At 57.5% G+C, this 17,009-nt stretch carries 11 protein-coding genes and 2 pseudogenes; 3 read left to right on the forward strand and 10 right to left on the reverse strand.

The genetic code is table 11. The features are described from left to right. Positions 1 to 290: 290 nt before the first annotated feature. Together FJV47_RS13380 and FJV47_RS13385 are read right to left on the reverse strand one after the other, a co-directional pair. Positions 291 to 749 carry a hypothetical protein gene (locus tag FJV47_RS13380; RefSeq protein WP_159613860.1) on the reverse strand — a complete coding sequence of 153 codons (459 nt, stop codon included), beginning with the start codon at positions 747 to 749 and terminating at the stop codon, positions 291 to 293. Positions 750 to 816: 67 nt separating this feature from the next. Further along, on the reverse strand, positions 817 to 1,386 hold the full coding sequence (locus tag FJV47_RS13385; protein WP_159613862.1) for a recombinase family protein: 570 nt from the start codon (positions 1,384 to 1,386) through the stop codon (positions 817 to 819). Between the two features lie 334 nt (positions 1,387 to 1,720). On the opposite strand from FJV47_RS13385, the gene FJV47_RS13390 reads away from it, so the two are divergent. After that, positions 1,721 to 3,064 carry a DUF4240 domain-containing protein gene (locus FJV47_RS13390; protein WP_159613864.1) on the forward strand — a complete coding sequence of 448 codons (1,344 nt, stop codon included), beginning with the start codon at positions 1,721 to 1,723 and terminating at the stop codon, positions 3,062 to 3,064. Positions 3,065 to 3,684: 620 nt separating this feature from the next. Here FJV47_RS13390 and FJV47_RS13395 read toward each other — a convergent pair. From FJV47_RS13395 to FJV47_RS13405, 3 genes are all read right to left on the reverse strand, one after another. Beyond that, complete coding sequence (locus tag FJV47_RS13395; protein ID WP_159613866.1) at positions 3,685 to 4,329, reverse strand: hypothetical protein; 645 nt, start codon at positions 4,327 to 4,329, stop codon at positions 3,685 to 3,687. A 955-nt stretch (positions 4,330 to 5,284) separates the two neighbouring features. Next, on the reverse strand, positions 5,285 to 6,346 hold the full coding sequence (locus FJV47_RS13400) for an amidase domain-containing protein (RefSeq protein ID WP_159613868.1): 1,062 nt from the start codon (positions 6,344 to 6,346) through the stop codon (positions 5,285 to 5,287). A gap of 583 nt (positions 6,347 to 6,929) precedes the next feature. Then, the gene (locus FJV47_RS13405; RefSeq protein ID WP_235026473.1) at positions 6,930 to 8,318 is read right to left on the reverse strand and encodes a hypothetical protein; all 1,389 of its coding nucleotides are present in this window, start codon (positions 8,316 to 8,318) and stop codon (positions 6,930 to 6,932) included. 738 nt (positions 8,319 to 9,056) lie between these two features. On the opposite strand from FJV47_RS13405, the gene FJV47_RS13410 reads away from it, so the two are divergent. After that, the gene (locus FJV47_RS13410) at positions 9,057 to 9,251 is read left to right on the forward strand and encodes a hypothetical protein (RefSeq protein WP_159613872.1); all 195 of its coding nucleotides are present in this window, start codon (positions 9,057 to 9,059) and stop codon (positions 9,249 to 9,251) included. Between the two features lie 35 nt (positions 9,252 to 9,286). Here FJV47_RS13410 and FJV47_RS13415 read toward each other — a convergent pair whose 3' ends face one another. The 4 genes from FJV47_RS13415 to FJV47_RS13430 are packed head-to-tail and all read right to left on the reverse strand — an operon-like array spanning position 9,287 to position 15,108. After that, on the reverse strand, positions 9,287 to 11,245 hold the full coding sequence (locus FJV47_RS13415; RefSeq protein ID WP_159613874.1) for a glycosyltransferase: 1,959 nt from the start codon (positions 11,243 to 11,245) through the stop codon (positions 9,287 to 9,289). Continuing rightward, on the reverse strand, positions 11,245 to 12,933 hold the full coding sequence (locus FJV47_RS13420; RefSeq protein ID WP_159613876.1) for a hypothetical protein: 1,689 nt from the start codon (positions 12,931 to 12,933) through the stop codon (positions 11,245 to 11,247). The genes FJV47_RS13415 and FJV47_RS13420 overlap by 1 nt, the downstream gene beginning before the upstream one ends. Next, positions 12,923 to 14,872, reverse strand: a complete 1,950-nt coding sequence (locus FJV47_RS13425; protein WP_159613878.1) for a cellulose biosynthesis cyclic di-GMP-binding regulatory protein BcsB — start codon at positions 14,870 to 14,872, stop codon at positions 12,923 to 12,925. The genes FJV47_RS13420 and FJV47_RS13425 overlap by 11 nt, the downstream gene beginning before the upstream one ends. Before the next feature lie 29 nt (positions 14,873 to 14,901). Beyond that, on the reverse strand, positions 14,902 to 15,108 hold the full coding sequence (locus FJV47_RS13430; RefSeq protein ID WP_159613880.1) for a hypothetical protein: 207 nt from the start codon (positions 15,106 to 15,108) through the stop codon (positions 14,902 to 14,904). Between the two features lie 197 nt (positions 15,109 to 15,305). Between FJV47_RS13430 and FJV47_RS13435 the strand changes: the two are divergent. Beyond that, positions 15,306 to 15,887 (forward strand): annotated as a pseudogene (locus FJV47_RS13435) (serine hydroxymethyltransferase); the annotation flags it as partial. A 38-nt stretch (positions 15,888 to 15,925) separates the two neighbouring features. Here the strand turns inward: FJV47_RS13435 and FJV47_RS13440 are convergent. Continuing rightward, positions 15,926 to 16,286, reverse strand: a pseudogene (locus FJV47_RS13440) (IS21 family transposase); the annotation flags it as partial. Between the last annotated feature and the right edge of the window lie 723 nt (positions 16,287 to 17,009).

Consider the following 17,009-nt stretch of genomic DNA (forward strand, 5'->3'; position numbering starts at 1 on the left):
CCCCATGGGTCTTTGGATGGGTTGACGCCGTCCCGGTTTTGGGATGAATGGGTTAGAGAGAATCAGTTAGCTATCGCATAGCTGCTGGACTGTTTAAAGGGACCCAACCACCCGCTCCGATGTGGCACGCGGTCGCGATCCACTTTGAGTAAAATACTGCTCTTGACTGACCGTCGAGTATGCCCCACGCGGGTTCATATCAGGATCAGCCAGCACCTGGCGCAGAGCCGCGTAATGTCGTTCTATTGATTCGTCGTTAGCCAACGATTCACCCTTCGGTTGCTCGCCGCCTAATCGGCCGTCCTCATCAAAACTTCATCATAAGTAGCAGCGTCAATCAGCTCATGCCGCAGCGCGTCGCCTACTTCTCCCCAAGTACCATCCAGGCTCTCTTCGTACTCGCCGTACTCGTTCGCCCAAGGGGTCGGTTTATATGGCCACTCAACCAGCAGACGCACCAGTTCTTCACGGTCAATAAACCCGGCCGCGTACCGCTGGCACACCTCATAAGGGCTTGCAGCATTGAACTCACCTACAACCTCCGGCACAGCCTGTGCGCGCTGCAGAGCCTTGGCAACGGCCGGCTGAGACATACCCAGTAGCGCCGCCATCTCGCGCTGAGTCATACCACCCGCAGCAGCCTTCAAAGTGCGCTTATAGTCCAGTGCATCAACCTCTACACGTTGCCGCGCCCTCAACAACAGCGCGCGCATTCCATCATGCTGCGGACGTTCCATTAGCTGGCTCATAACAACCTCCTAAACCTCGAAACGAACATTTCCTCACTTCAAATATAACATTGGTTATCATTGTGATTCAATGATTTTCGGCGGATATTGCACGGTAGATGCTCGCTGCGCTGACACCACGGATCTTGCCGATCTGCGCGTAGCTCTTCCCTTCCTCGCGCAGCTGCCGCGCCGTGGCGGTGCGATCTGCATCCATGACGCGCGGCCGCCCTCCGACCCTGCCCTGGGCGCGCGCGTGCGCTAATCCCCTGCGGGTGTTCTCCCTGATCATGGAAACGCGCAGTTGCGCCATTACCGCCATGATGCCCACGATGGCTTCGCCCATTGGCGTAGATATGTCCACGTCTAAGAATGGCTCGGTAAGGCTTTTGATCCGCACGCCGCGCTCCCCCAGCTCACGAATAATCTCGATGGCCATTCGCTCTTCACCGGCCACGCGATCCAGGGCACGGATGATCAACGTATCCCCTGGTTTCAATTGCGGCTTGCACGCGACCCATTGCGGCCGCGCAGCTTCCCGGCTCGACTCCCCTCGGTCAGTAAATATCTGCTCGGCCCCGGCCGCGCGCAGCTCGGCCGCTTGCGACTCCGGGTTCTGCTCGCGCGTGCTCACTCGCGCATATCGAATGACTGTCATGCCAAAAACGCTACACAACCTGGTTGTGCAACGTTTCGGTTTTGTAAGACGTTTCTGAAAGAAAAAACCCCGGCGTGTCGCCGGGGTTTTGTCAGTTTCCGAAGTCCTCAGGATTTCTTTCCATAGTCCCCAGCACTGCCCCGAACTACCGTAAGGGGAACCTTCTGCGGGATGAATATGAGCGAGCAGCCGCGGATTCGCAGGGCCCAGCCATAGCTCGGTGATGGTCGGACGATTGCGGCTACGCGCCAAGGGCCAAATTCGGGTGCCCGCCCGCTATTTATGGTCTACATTAGAACGACAGTTGACCCTGAACGCGTGAGGACACCACTGAATGAGAACATCAACGCTGGCCTCTTACCTCAGTACCGTTGACCACGGGGATTTGATCTACGACAGATACAGCGCCATCGACTTAAAGAACTTGGCCGAGCTAGGACCGCTGTGGTCTGTGGGTGTGTTTTACGCAAAGGTAACGAGCCTTCCGGCTGGATACGACTGGTCCCCGGTGAGAGCCGTTGGGTTTCGGTGGCATGAATGTTGGGTCCCGGTGCTCCGGCAACCCCAGATCAACGACATCTGGATTTTCAACGCGACGCAGGATGCACTATCGACGCTGGACAGGAAGCTCACTAACAAAGACGCCCCTGGCGTGCTTGAGTTAGTCAGTCCTCGAATCTCGGCCGGTGATTCCTGGTTCAAGCCATACTTTGAAGCTGACCGCGTTGGGATAGTGCGGTGTCCAGAGGTCGATTTTGCCGGAGCTGGAGCCTTTGGCCGCATTGAACGTCTGGAGTTCTCGGAGGTTTCGAGGGTGCGTAATCTCGCCCACTTCTCTGGCCAAGGAGAACTGAACCTTCTGGTCCTCGATAACATCGAAATTCTGGATCCCGAAACTTTCTGGGACATTCAAGCCCAACGCATCGTCGTGAGGGGATACGGCAAGAACCTTCGGTGGTTGTACAAGATTTGGCCCGATCGACCCGATGATTGGGCTGATCGGGTCCGTCTCGGTGAAAGACTGGCTGCCGATCTAGACCCCGAGGGAAGATCTGGCAATCTCTTTGAGGGCTACTACGAACCTGTCGTCGAAGGGGACTTTTCCGCTCAGGAGGCCGATATCGAAGCCACCGCGCTTGCACGCGAAGAAATTACCGAGCAGAGGTTCTGGCATATCATCGGCCGGGCACGGGAATCCTGTGACGGGGATGCTGAGGGTCTGGCCGAGGCACTGCGCAAAGAACTGCGCCAATCCACCCAGCCAGAGATCGTGGCTTTCGACCGGCTGTTCGTCCTCAAGACCAATGCCTTGTACTCCTGGGAGCTGTGGGGTGTGGCGTACTTGTTGCTAGGTGGATGCGGTGACGATGAATTCACCGACGTGCGCACTTGGGTCGTGGCGCAGGGTCGGGACTTTTACCACTCCTGTCTCGCGGATCCGACGCTGCTGGGCAACGGGCAACTTAACGACCCGGCCGTGGTGATGGACGCGGAAGAGATTCGATACGTGCCCGAGGAGATCTTCATGGAGATGACCGGAACCTCGATCGAGGAGCAATATCGCGACCAGCCCTCGGCATCGATGGCAGGGCAGGCTCCGGCTGGGATACCCTGGGATGAGTACGTTGGAGGGCTCGAAGCCCGATTCCCGCGTATCCGTGCGCTTGAAGGATTGTGACTGCAGTTGACAGCTCTGGGAGGGCAGTTGATTCACCTGTCCGATAGCGGTTCCCGAGTCCCGCAGTCCAACGCTAACCGGACATGCGGTTTTCGTATCGGTCGCTATGCCCCATCGTCATCCCAAGGCATTAATGCCCTGGAACGGCAGTGTTGCTGCTCATTCCTTGCCGGAGGACCGGCTGCAAGGGCACCGGTCAGGTGTGTTGGGATACTTGATGACCCGGAACCGCGGCGGTTTGATCCGCGAACTGCAATCGAGGATTGCCGCACGGAGAATGGGCTCGGCCGCGGCGCTGACGATCAGTTCGGCCCCCTGGCAGCCAAAAGTCCAATCCGTTTGCGCCCGTTGCTCCGTCGAAAACACATAGGTATTGCCGCAGCAACCGCCATCGGAGATATCCAGTCTCGCCGATCTTAGAACGGTGAGCTGGTCGATGGCTGCGGGATCACCATGAATGGCGGGAAAACGTATCTGTCATGGGCCTCATCGTAGTTCGATGATCAGCCTACTGTCAGCCAATCGAGCCTTGGAAAGATCGATGTTGCCTGCGTTAGCTAAATTTCCGTAGGTGCAACCCTTGTGGGAGTCCATAAATATGGTGCCAGGGCTGATCATTTCTATTCATTGGAAAGCCTGGGCAGGTCAATCTCTTGGTAGTCGAACCACGAAGTAACGTCGGCGTCGGCTCGCCACTGCGCAATGAACCATAAATACCCAATGTGGTAGCCGTAGTCGATTCCGGAGAAGACACCTCTAGTTTCGTAGGCAGTTGCCTCAAGTAGTCCAACGAAATCGGATAGACCGGTTTCAAATCCATCGCTACGCATCTTCTCGTGCGCTTCAACAGCACGGGGGTTAATCTGCAGCATGAAGAGCACAGACGGGCAGCGTTCTGAACCATTGAGGAATTCAATGAGTTCATCAGGTACTCGAAGTTGCTGGGTAGCCAGCATGCAACCAAGCTGTTTGCCAAAGTACCGAGCAAGGTTCCGTGCTCGTTCCTGCCAGTCGGAACCATAGACTGTTTGCCAATCGAGTCGTTCCCACCCGAATATCTCATCGATGTGTTCCACCAGACAAGCTTCAAAATGGTCGTAAGATCGGTCGAACGGTTGGCTCTTATTGTTATTGCAGTTGGCACATAGGTTCTTGCGCCAACGTATTTGAGCGCCTTTTTTGAGGCTCTGAAGTGTCGCCTCGTAGTCCGAGCTCTTCTTAAAGACGTTGTCCGGCGCAATGGTGCCGTCGTCCGTTCTCGCCACCCGACGAAGCGTTGAAGCTTTGATTCTATGTTCTGCAGTGGTGGCAATGTCTCCACACCACCAGCAGAGATCACTCTCGGGCACCCGAAGGTGTTCTAGCGCTGGGTTCAAGTCGAGGGTACCTATTTTTCTCCGCGTATCGCTCATCTATGTATTATCCCGTTGTCGTCTCAGTTCCAGCTAACACGCTTGTGCCCTTGCCACAGAAACAGTTGCAGTCTCCGAAAAGGGTAGGTCCGGATAGACCATCTGGAACCGTCCCGCAAGCCGGTCGCCATACGGGACACTCGATCCGTTGGCTTGGTAAGTTTTCGAAACTCCGAGTTTTCAACGATTTCAGATTCCCATATACCCCGCCCGAGAAAATGCCCGGTGAAGGGGCCTTATACGGAGTCCAAAAACGGTCGTTTTCGATTCCCTACACATGCAGGCCCACTGAAAACGAGACAGCACAAACAGAGCGGCATAGAAAATCGCTGCGGTAAATAGCATCCATCCAGGAATACCAATCACCGCAGCGGTTCTCACAAATGCACCAAAAACTACGAGCTTAGTGGTTCAACGAATAATCACGTGAACGAGCTTTGAAATGTGGAAATAGTGAAACAACTGAAGATCCAACCCCCAGTACGAGCAACACCGTTCCAGCCCAAAACACCCTCCACTGTGCGTCCCTGCATTCATATCCACCATAGGAAGGAGGATTATCCCAGCCTGTAGCACCAGCTCCCCGACCACACATCGCACCATCAATGGTGACAGGGTAAACTAACACCACTAGAGAAGCTGCAACGAGAAGAGTCCCCACAACCGCGAGTATTTTGCCGTTGCGGGTCGACTTGGAAAAAGACCAAAGTAGCGGTCCGACTGAAATCAACCCGATTCCGCACACTCCAGCGAGGACCCAAAAAGAGAGCGGCTGGCTATTCCACAAATCATTCATTCCAACCGCTTTCTACCGGAGATCCAGTCCGTACCAGGTGTATTTCTTACCCTGCTGCTTGGCTAAGGCTACCGTTGTTTCGAGGGAAATATTCGAACGGTTCGATGACTTTTGTGAGATTCTTGGGGCATAGTTTGCTCGTCCTGTGACAGCCATTACGTGATCAATGTACCCGTCTGGGTATCCATTTGGATCCCAATCTACAAAGATTAAGTCTCCTGAACGTGCATTCCAGACGTTCGATAGGAACTTGTACCTACCGGTGTTCAGCGAGTAAGAATAGAGATTGCTGGCCTTCGTCCAAGTTCTCGTTGCCCCTGCAATACCGGCAAGGTTGAAAGTCCACTTCGTCTTTTCATGAATCTGAGTAGAATTGCCTCCGGTCAGGTACCATCCCGCCTGGTCCAGCACCTGAGAAACGAAATTAGCGCAGTTGTTGTTGTACTTCGGATATGTACCGTTGACATAGGCCGTGCCGTCTTTTGCGTACCTTCCGGAAGTGCGGCTAATCGCGTAAGAGACGAAGTTTTGAACATTAATGCTGTTCTGCTTGGAGTATCCTGCGGCTGGTACTCCGATTGTTCCATCGGCTGGTTGTGCAATGTCTTCGATCGGAATGCCGGGCTTATCGTCATCCGACTTCAGATCAGGAGACATCGGAATTTCCTCTGGCTCGGGGGTAGGGTCGCTCTCATCGGCAGCCAGGCTGCTCTCTTCATAAGGAACCACTTCGTCAGCAACGACAGCCCAGCCTTCATTACCTTTCTCCAAGGTCAACAGATGTTCATCTGCCCAAGAAGACGGGCCAGAGTATCCATTGTCATCCGGCTGAAGATGGTAGCTAAAAGTCACCATCGCACTTACTTTTTGCTGTGTCTCGGTTGAGGACACCAATTTTGGAGACTCAATTTCTACGCTTGAGTTGTAACCACCGGCGGCAGGTTCGCCTAAGGTGAGTGAAATTTCGCCCAATTCTTCTTGCGCGACTGAAACAGATTCTTCGGCCGTATCAGAAAGGGGCTGGGCCATTCTAGCGAGCGATGACGAAGATGCTCCTGGTGCATCTAGCACCACTTCCGCGGCATCGCCGTAAGCCTCGATTGCGCCAAGCTGAACCACTGTTTCTTCATGCGAACTAGAACTCGCAGACTTTGATGAAGAAACACTAGGAACGAGATTTGGCTGAGCTACTGCGGAAAATGAGGGCAGTACCACCAATGACAGGGTTACAGCTCCGCACAAAAGCATTTTGCCCTTGCGTCGGTCTTGAAAAGGATTCACAAGATCCTCCATGCTCTATAAGCTGGGATGCGCACTATTTATGCGTTCGCTTAGTATTCATAGAGAAAATTGGAAAGTCAAGAGATTTTTAAACTAATGAGTATTTCGAATCAAAAAATTTGTTTGGCAAGAAATAATTGAGAAATATGTTGACGGATTCGACTATGATACCGACTCGGATGTGAGCATAAGCCTCATTGCCGGTCGATTAGGCAGATCCATACCGCTTGATCAAAACCGGTCGTTTATGACACATTCTCCACGGGACGCGATACGGAAAACGGGTCGGTTGAAATAGCAACAGATTTTTCCGTCAGGATCGTCGCAAAACCCAGTGCCGAAAATTATGTAGCAAAAAATAGTTATTGCACGAGTACTAGGATTCGATATTTTCTGTAACGACCTTGTAGCGAGGCCACCCGTTTTCGTCTAGCCCTATGTTTTCAAGCGCTCCAACTGCATAACGTGCTTCGCGATCGTACGCCTCAGGATAGAACATTGGCAACTTGGAGCGCACCGCCCGGGTCATCAATTTCCGTAGGGCTACAGTAAGAACTCTGCCTAGAATTATCGATACTGAAGGCTCCGGGGTTTTCGAAGGTTCGTAGTGTTTAGTTTTGTTGTAGTTTTGGGCAATTGCTTTACTCGCCTCGTAGATACTCAATGGAGAGATGGTAAAGTCCAGCCTCGAATGAGCTATGCAGCGTAATACGTATGTGTACTGGGTCGGGAATCCAGGATGACTCTTGCTGGGATTCCCGCTATATGTGAAGGTATCGCCGAGAACCGGAGGTAGTTCTTTACCCAGGCTCTCTGCAGTCATCCCCGCATAGATTACTCGATCAGTACTAGTGAAATGCTCTCGTTCTAGCAATTGAATAAGAGCTCCGCTTTTGCCTGCAAGTGAAGAATCAGTTTCTAGCCACGCCTCTAATTTCGGTGTCACTACTTCATTAAAATCGATCAAATGATCCACGCCACGGGGCACGTCGTGTTCAGCAGCGAACTGTTCATGAGCGGTACTGAAATGCGTAAATTCTAGTGAGTCGCTTTCAACCTCAAACTTCAGCTCATGATCAGAAATCTTTACAGGCTTGCCTGTGGAGATAACTAAGAAATCGCGTAAACGCTTATGGACATTCAGATGATCATCCACTGGGAGTGGACGCTTTGCGATGGTACTTATCTGACCGTTAGTTTCGATGCTTGCCTGGCCATGATTAGAACGTCCTCGCCAAGGAGTTGACAGCTCTACACTCATGTTCGAAAGAGTAAGATTCGTGCTTGGTGACGTTTCCACACGAACTTCGTATGCTACTACTTTTCCCGAACCATCTTGTTCAAGCCGAGTAGTCATACTTCCCTGATCAAGCCATTCACCTAAATATTCAATAGTAGAAGTAACTTGGCTTGCTTCAAGAGGCCCATCTTTAGTCTTTGAGATCAAATCATAGATGACTGCTGCGGGGCGCATCGTAATCTCCGAGACGCCGGAAAAACGTCGCTTCCGTCTGATAACGACGCAATCAAGGAAAGATGCACTCCCCTCCACCGAACGGAAACTCAACACTTCCGGGATGACATCATCGTGCTTCCACCAGCGCGGATCCTTTTCCCCGAAGATGTCATCTGGGAACGACACAACAAGCAACGGACCATAGTTCTCATCTATGATCATCTGCCCATAGAGCAGTTCATTTTCTGCAATCCCGTCATGCACCAGCCCAATAGCCGTGTCCCCAAGCAGCATTCCAAAAGAGTTCATCACAGCCTCATAGTAATACTGCACGTCGCTAATCAGGTTTACGGCATAGAGAAAAAATGGTTGACGACTGCCCGCTGACCTATATACTCACCGGAAGATTACCGCATGTATCACAACCCATAGGTTGCAATACTTCTCGTCGACATTCACTCCCCCAACGAAAAATCCGCGGAAACTCAATGGTCCAGAATTCTCGCAACCATGTGTCGCAACCGATGACGCGGAATCGTAGCTGCGCCGCTAGCTGCGAGACATTCTCGACGACCGGAAAGCCACCAGAATCGGCTTTGGTCGCATGTCAATCAGAACCCATGAAGCCGATCGGCGGAACCAAGACGTTTTCGTCTCTGAGGACTGCGCGATGGATCTTACATCGGCCGCAAACCCTCCGAATCATTCGCCACACAACGCCACGGATAAGGAGCTCGTTGCATTACAGGCGTAAAGCAGCTTTTTGAAGGCTGCTTCGGGGCAATCCGCTCCCTCCACCCTCCATTTCCTCGAACTTTGGTTCCCGAACTGCGTGCGAAACCACGCATGGCCAGTGTGCCGCCGGTCATGAACCCTGCAGGACGGGGCGTGGCACCATTGGCATCCTGGGCAACGTCTTCTTCGCTCAGGGGCCTTCGATGCTGCCGCCACACCATTGCTGGGCCAAGGCAGGTGATTTCAGATTAACCAGGTCAAATAATGGCCAGTCCATTGATTTTTCGACGGATCCCGTGAAGAGTCGACCTCATGCGTACCTACATGATTGTCATCCCCAGCGTCATTGTCGCGTTCGCCGCCAATGCGGCGCTGGATATTCTGACCGATATCCCGATGCTTCTTCGATGGACCCTGGCCATCGCCGCCAGCTTGGTCGTGACCCTTGTGCTCAGCACCATTGCAAACCGCAGGCAACGGTCAATCAATAGCGATCAGGCGAAGTAGCACCTCCATCAACGCATCCCACGGCTGCGCAGGGCTCAAGGTTCTCCAGGCGTCGAGGAACGCCGGGCCTTCGCCCTTGGCAGGGCGAAGCCTTCCTCCTCATCGAGCCCATGCGGGGTTTTCTCCCAGACATGCGGAGTGCGTGCCATCTGGTACGCGGCACGCCAAGCGGCGATGGAGTGCAGGACCCAATAGGCGGGGTTGAGCACCGCGAAAACCGCCACCCTGGCTCCGTAGCGTCGCCAGGACACCAGCCCCGAAACCAGAATCATCATGGCATTTCCAAAGAGCATGGTCGCCCAGCCCAGACCCAGCAAACCCGTGGGAAGTTGCAGCCCGATAAACCGGACACCGACATAGGTGAAGATCGTGAACCCGAGAACCAGCGGGTAGGACAAGAACGCCAGCGGAGTCCCGGCAATCAGGCCGATCATGCCCACGGCTCCCCCGAGCCCGGTGCGCTGCACGAATCGCAGGGGCCGACGCATATTAACGGCGGCCGTGATCATGTAGCCCTTGATCCACCGGGTGCGCTGCTTGATCCACGCCGGAACCTTGGAACAAGCTTCCTCCCAGGTCGTCGAGTCGATGATCCCCACACGGAATCCCCGCACGCTGGCGCGCAGTCCCAGATCCGCGTCCTCGGTGACATTCCACGGATCCCAGCCGCCGAGCTCACGCAGCTGCGCAGAGCGGAAATGATTCGACGTGCCGCCCAGCGGCAACGGGACGCCGGTGCCCTCCATGCCCGGCAGCATGGAATCGAACCAGTGCGAGTATTCCACAGCGAACATCCTGGTGAGTACATTGTGCTCGGCATTGAAGTAATTCAAGGCCGCCTGGACGCACACCAGCGGTCGGGCGGTGGGATCCACATCGCGCCGGATTCTTTCATCCTCGCGGAAAGCAGCAATGGCCAGTCGCAGCTGGTCTGGTTCGGGGCGGTCCTCGGCATCGTAGATCACGCAGAACTCGCCGCTGGACAGCGCCAGCCCGTAATTGCAGGCGCGGGGCTTGGTTTGTGGCACGCCTCGGGGCACCACCAGGATCCGCACGTTCATTGGCGGAGCTGCGGCCTTGGCGGCCGCGATCGTTTCCGCGTCATCCTCCTCCAGCAGCAGGAGGACTTCGAGCTTGGAGCGGGGGTAGTCCAGCGCCCCGATATTATCCAGCAGCTTCGCGATGATATTGGCCTCGTGGAAGGCCGGGATCAAGATGGTGTAGACCGGCAATTCATCATCCGGGATGCGTCCACCGCTATCGACGGCGACCCCCAGATCCTTGCGCCACCGCTGTAGCAGCCGCGCGCCCAGGCGTTCGCGGGCCCGCTGGATCGGGGCGTTGATGCTGGCCAGCGTCTTGAACAGGATGCTGGAGGCGAAACTGATATTCGCGATGAACAGCACAATGATCAACGTAAGCCGCACGTCGAGGAGCAAACCGGCGGCCAGCGCCGCGGCGAGCAGCACAGGCAGCACTTTCTGCCAAGTGGTCAGCGCCACGCGCGCTGACGCCGAGGGTTCCTCGGCGGAGAGCTTATCGGAGGCGTCATAGAGCATTTCTCGGCGGAACGCGGACTGCAGCGCCTGCTGCATGTCCCAGTCGGTGGCCGCCACAACCCGCACCGGTGTGCCCAGACGCTCTTCGGCGTCGGCCAGCATCAGCTCGGTCGGACGCTCGCAGGTGACGATGACCGTGCTCTCACCCTCGCAACGGTAGGGTATCCATGCGGAGGACAGTGCCCAGGTGTGGTCGAGTTGCACCAGTAGATCCAGTTGCGGCGGATCTGCCACCAAGTCCACCAATTCGGTCTGCCATTGCGCGGCAAGCACCCGGTACATCGCGCGGCGGTCGACCGAGCCATTGAGCAGCAGGTGGCGGCCCAGCAGGCCGCCTTCGCGGCGCTGGTCCGCCAGGGCGCGGTCGATCGCCGCTTGATCCACCAGGCCATGCTCGATCAGCAGCTGCCCCAGGGGCATGGAGGGAGTATTCATCAGTCGTTCCTTTGCAACACGGCATGCGTGGGTGAGCTGTAGACGGTGTGGTACTGCGACCGGACTGCCGGCAGCCTGGTCAACGCCTGGTCCACAAGATCCACCGGGCCCGAGTTGATGGCGGCTCCTTCCTCCTCGACGTTCAGCAGTATCCAGCGTGCGTGCGCTGCCGGATTGGCCAGTGCCTGGTCGAACAAATCCCCCGAGGCCCGCAGGTAGATCTGCGAGATGTCGATCCCCAGCAGTGGAATGACCGAATTGCCACGCGCGCTCTCATCGATCAGCACCGACCCGCCGTCGTAGTGCTCGGAGAGCCAGCGCGCGGCCTCGGTGGAGTAGCGGGTCGAGTCCCGGCTCATCTGCGCCTCGGCCAGCACGGGGACACGAGCTATCGGCCCATTGGCCCACCAGTTGGCCTGCAGCACGGTCGCGACCAGCAGCACCCCGGCCAGCACCGCCCTTGCCCGGTGCGCCGGAAAGCGCGCGAATACCCGGTCCACGGCCAGCGCGGCGGCCACCAGATACAGCGGCATGGCGGTCATCGCAAAGCGGTTATTCCACCAGGTGCTCGGCAAGGAGTGGGCGTTGTTGATGGCGGTCTGGCCCATGTACATGCTGAGTACCGCGAAGACGTAGGCGCTGGCGGTCAGCCAGAATACCAGTCCGGCCGTGGACAAGCGCCAGCGGTAGGCGGCCAGGAGCAATCCGGCACCCGCCAAGACCAGCAGCAGCGTCCCCGCGGTTCCCAGCACCGAGGCATGGAAGGTCACCAGGGTCAATCCGAGGTTTCCCTTGGTGGGCAGCAGGCCGCTGCTGCTAATGGAAGACTGCTGCGCGCTGGCCGAATACTGGCCGAACATGAACTCCAGCGGATCGCCATAGATGCCCCAGTTGTAGGCCAGCCACCACAGCACCGACAATGCCGGGATCCAGGCGAATCCGGCGCCCATGATCATGACCTGGCGCAACGAGCGGGTGCGCCTGATGGTCACCAGGATCACGAAAATGGTCCCGGTCAACGCCAGCATCCAGCCCTCGTAGCGGGAGAGCATGGCCGCGGCCGTCGGCAGGCCAGCGAAGATGGCCAGCTCCCCTGCGCTCATGCGCCGCGTGCCCAGCGCCCACCGGGTGAGACCGGCGAGCGCCGCAACGAGAAAGAGCAGGAGCACCGGTTCGGTGAGCGCGGTGGTGTACAGATACAGCACGCTGGGGTTCGCGACGAGCATCAGGATCATGGCCAGCCTCCCGGCACGCCCGATACCGAGCCTGGCCACAATACGGTAGAGGCCGGCCGCGGTGCCGGCCAGCGAGAAGCTGCCCAGCAGCGCGGCGGCCCACCCCGAGTGGAACAGCGGATCGAGCTGGACCAGCGGCACCAGCAGCAGGTGCGGCACCGGGAGCCACACGGTGCCCAACTGGGCGAAGCCCGGAGCCATGGAATCAACGATGCGCCGGGCGATCGTCAGGTGGCTCTGCGCATCCGAATAGGCCAGCGCCCAGCCGGTGCTGACGGTATATACGCTGGCCCCAAGGGATACTGCCAGCGCGAAGCCGGCGATCAGCAGGGTGCCGGGGACCTTGCGGTCCTCCGGCGGCGCATCCAACAGTTGCCAGGCGCGCCGCCAGCCGCGCAGTGTGGGCCGAACTGGCGCCACCGGTGCGGTGGCCGCCGCGGAGCTAGAGCTCATCGTGGGCAGCAGATGGGGCGGCGGCCTTCGCCTCGGCTTCTGCCTGCGCCCGCGCCTTGCGGTTGGTGCGCCGGTATGCCAGGGCGCCAGCAGCACCGAGTGCTACCAGCACAGCCAGTCCGCCGACGGCCCACCACCCATAAATCCGATAGTCATCGGTGCGCGATGGCTGGGGCACGACGGAATTGCTTTCCAGCAGTACCGGTTCGGCATTCGGCTGGGCGATGAGCAGATTGCGCGAGAGCGCGGACCATCCGCCTTCGGAAGCGAGCACCTGGTGGGCCAGATCGGCGTAGAGCGAGCTGACACCGGTCCGCGATGCCTCGGCCGCGCCGGTGGCATCATCCGGGGCCCAGCCGCCGGCGGCCAGGATGGTGCGCGAGTTGCTGGTAAATGCCTGAAGTGCCGCGTATGGCGTCTCGGTGCCGACCCCGGCAGAGAGCATCTGCGCGTCGATGGTGCGCATTGCCTCCAGGCGCAGTGGCGCGCCCAGCTCATTGATGGTGTCCGCCGAGGCCCCGACGACAACAGCGCTGAGCGGGGAGGACGCCACCTCCTCTTCCGGCAGCAGCGTGACCTGCAGCGGAACACCACTGGCCTGCTGCAGGGAGGCCAAGAGGCCCGTGGCCAGCAGGTAGGCGTCGGAGGGTTCCGCGGACTGGCCAAGTGCCAGGCCGATCTGGCCTGAAGCGGCCTGGGGCATCATCTCGAAGCCTTGGGTCGTGCCGGTGCCGTAAGCCGGGGTGATCGAGCTGGCCGCGCCGTCAAGGTGCACCTGGACAGGCAGCGATCCGGCCGTGCGGCATTCGGCTCCGACAGCCGCGGCATCCAGCTGGATCCGCAGGCCGTTGCGCCCCTTCACCAAGCTTTCGGGCACGGCTATGTCGGTGTTGATGGAGGTGTCCTGTGCATCCAGCACAGAGGAACCCACCAGGCTGTCGTTCCAGTACACGTTCAATGCCGCCTCGGCACTGCGCGGGAGCGCGCTGTGCGTTCCCGCGAGGTGGATCTGCACGCTGTTCATGCTGGCGCCGAAGTCCGCTTCGTCAACCCCGGTATACAGCGAGGACTGCCCGTATCCTTCCAACCGTGGATTCTCAAGCCCCAGATCCTTCAGGCTCAATTCCTCGGGCGGCGCCCATCGCACCGGCTCGTCCGGCGTGACTTCGGCGGTGGTCTCGGTGCCGGTGGCAAGGCTAATGGCCTCCGTGCGCAGCACCGAGTCCAACCCCGCAAATTCCTGTGCATCCCCGGACACGGTCAGGGTCGTGCCCGCCCGGTCCAGCTTCAGCTTCAGTTTCCCGCCCGCTGCGTCGAAGCGAACCGTCAGATCAGGGTTCTTGGCTTCCCAGGACACATCGGCATCGCTGAATGCCGTGGCGATCGCCGGGACAGCGGTCATCGCGGCCGCTGCGGACTGGTCGGCGGCCTGGATGGAAACGCGCTTCGGGGACATGGCGAAGAACTGGGCGATCGCCTGCGGGGCGGCCGCTTCGCCCTCGACCTTGATGCGCAGGCCGGATAGGCTGACCTCTTCGGGTTGCTCTGTCAGGCAACGCCCGGCAGCGTCCTCCGGGACCCATCTTGCGCCCACGCTCAGGCGGCCGTCGCTTTCCCCGTCCGCCAGCAACGCGCGCGCCGACTCATCCAGGTCGATCGCGAACTCTCCTGCCTGTTGCGCTGGGAAGGTCTTGAGAATCTTCTGGCCGACACGCAGCTGGATTTCTCCACTGCTGGCGGTGGTCTCGATCAGCCCCTGTACCGAACGCGGGCTTTGCCCTTTGGGAATAGCCACGGAACTCGAAGCCCACGCCCCGGTATCGCTGGTGGACGCCGGGTTGGAAACGGTCAATGTTTCGTCGGCTGCAGCTGGTCCGAGCGGCTGCAAGACGAGGAGAGCGCTGGCGGCCAGGGCCAGCGCGTAATGGGAACGGGGCAAAGCTACTCCTGAGTTTTCTTCCCGAGCGCCTAAGCCCGGGCTGGCAGAGAGGTCCTGGGCGAAGGGTCGGTATTCAAGCGCCCAGGCAAACGTTGCTTGTCGTCATTTTGAGGTGCGACAAGAGCGTTGAGGGTCGAGCAAAGGTAGTTCGTAGCATCCTTGATCAAGGAGGCAGCAGGACCTTGGCTCCAGAACAGTGCTGCGGTCAGCGAGTCGCGTTGGGTCTGCGGTCTCATCCTACCCTAGTCAACAGCCCATCCATGCCTAGCTAGCGCGAGCGACCGGAGGGGTGCCACCGATTTGTGGGGTGTAGCCGCCGAGCAGATTGCGCCATCTCCTGGGCAGGAATGTCATTCCTTCCTAATGACTCATCAGGATTCGACTCATAGCCCTGTCATGAACTTTTGATGTATCAATTGTCTGCACTTCGTACATTGGGGAGAAATCGTTGATCAGCACCCAGGATCTAACCATCAGCTCATTGACCGAACACCTTGCCACACTGGACCCGGAGGTGGCGCTGCGCATAGACGCCGAACTGGCTCGTCAGCAGCGTCGCCTGGAAATGATCGCTTCTGAGAACCACACCGCCCAGGCTGTTATGCAGGCTCAGGGTTCGGTACTAACCAACAAGTACGCCGAGGGCTACCCAGGTCGTCGCTACTACGGTGGTTGTGAAGAAGTAGACGTCATCGAGACCCTGGCCATCGATCGCATCAAGGCTCTGTTCGGCGCAGAATTCGCCAACGTTCAGCCTCACTCAGGTGCTCAGGCAAACGCTTCGGTCTACCACGCACTAGTTCGCCCGGGCGACACCGTGCTGGGTCTGAACCTGGCTCACGGTGGACACCTGACCCACGGTATGAAGATCAACTTCTCCGGTCGCCTGTTCAACATCGTTCTTTACGGTGTGAACGAAGAGACCAACGTTGTGGACATGGACGAGGTTGAGCGCCTGGCCATCGAGCACCAGCCAAAGATGATCGTGGCCGGCTGGTCGGCCTACCCGGACCAGTCCCCTTCGACGCTGACGCCGGCTTTATGTTCCACTCATGAGGTGGCGCCATGTTCCAAGACGTAGCGTTGGTAGTTTTGCAGAATCGGTCGTAGCCCATGAACGCTGCTCCGGTAGCTTCAGGTTGGTGCCGACTTTGGCGAGTTCTCTATGAACATTGGGCCAGTCCGGCTGGGTGAACACGCTTTCGTATTCGCTGCGGCCAGGGAACAGCCGTTGATAGACCTTTTCTTCGGTCAGGCCTTGGAGTTCATCCCAGCTGCGGGCGGCTGAATCGGCGGCGTTGATGACTTCGGCAACGATGTTGCGTGAAACGCCTTGGGTGGACGCAATGGCGCGTCCTGACAATCCCTCGGCACGAAACTGGAGTATTCGCTTCGCGTTGATCTTTCGTACCATTGGAAATGGCTCCTTCCACCACACTGTCTATGCATGGTGGGAGGAGTTTATAAAGAGTGGCTCTGAAGGTGGATATTGGGTGGCTCTGAACCACAATTTTGGTGGCTCTCTAAGAGTCAAATATTCAGTACACAGTCAATGGTGGATCATCGCGAAATCCACACCCGGAGAGGCTTCTGATTGAGCGCGGCATCTTTTGCTAAATTAGAACTAATCGACCCCCTCCTAAGCCTCTCAACGAAGCGCAAATTGGAGGGGCCTCTTATTCTTCGAGGTTCCACGTGAAACCGTATCTAAGTTTGGATCAACAAGTTTCACTATTGATCCATCGCGGTCTCTACGTATCCGACGTTTCCGCCTGCGAGAGATTTCTTGCTTCGTCGAACTTCCACAGATTTTCGGGTTATTTTCGTTATTTCCAGATCGCACCCCATGCAGGAAAGGATTCCTTAGTGCTGGTTGCACTTTCGAGCTAATCCGCATGATCTACGATGCAGATGAAGAATTACGCATCAGTCTCGCGTGGCCTCTAGCGCAGAACGAGCTCGCGTTACGTTCCAGCGTTGCCCACGCTATTGCTACTGAACATGGGGCTTGCAAGACGTACCTTGAACAAGCCTTCTACACCGATTCACCTGGCCACGAGCCAACTGTGGAGTCCTTGGTTGGGTGCCCGGAAAGTAGTCCAGTGACTATGTGAGTACTCGTGTCCGACAATGGACA

The organism is Glutamicibacter sp. JC586, assembly GCF_009805585.1.
GTDB lineage: Bacteria > Actinomycetota > Actinomycetes > Actinomycetales > Micrococcaceae > Glutamicibacter.

Bases quoted from the DNA above. Each gene is read 5' to 3' on its own strand.
- FJV47_RS13380 (WP_159613860.1), bottom strand. From the start codon at position 749: ATGAGCCAGCTAATGGAACGTCCGCAGCATGATGGAATGCGCGCGCTG.
- FJV47_RS13385 (WP_159613862.1), bottom strand. From the start codon at position 1,386: ATGACAGTCATTCGATATGCGCGAGTGAGCACGCGCGAGCAGAACCCG.
- FJV47_RS13390 (WP_159613864.1), top strand. From the start codon at position 1,721: ATGAGAACATCAACGCTGGCCTCTTACCTCAGTACCGTTGACCACGGG.
- FJV47_RS13405 (WP_235026473.1), bottom strand. From the start codon at position 8,318: ATGAACTCTTTTGGAATGCTGCTTGGGGACACGGCTATTGGGCTGGTG.
- FJV47_RS13410 (WP_159613872.1), top strand. From the start codon at position 9,057: ATGCGTACCTACATGATTGTCATCCCCAGCGTCATTGTCGCGTTCGCC.
- FJV47_RS13415 (WP_159613874.1), bottom strand. From the start codon at position 11,245: ATGAATACTCCCTCCATGCCCCTGGGGCAGCTGCTGATCGAGCATGGC.
- FJV47_RS13420 (WP_159613876.1), bottom strand. From the start codon at position 12,933: ATGAGCTCTAGCTCCGCGGCGGCCACCGCACCGGTGGCGCCAGTTCGG.
- FJV47_RS13430 (WP_159613880.1), bottom strand. From the start codon at position 15,108: ATGAGACCGCAGACCCAACGCGACTCGCTGACCGCAGCACTGTTCTGG.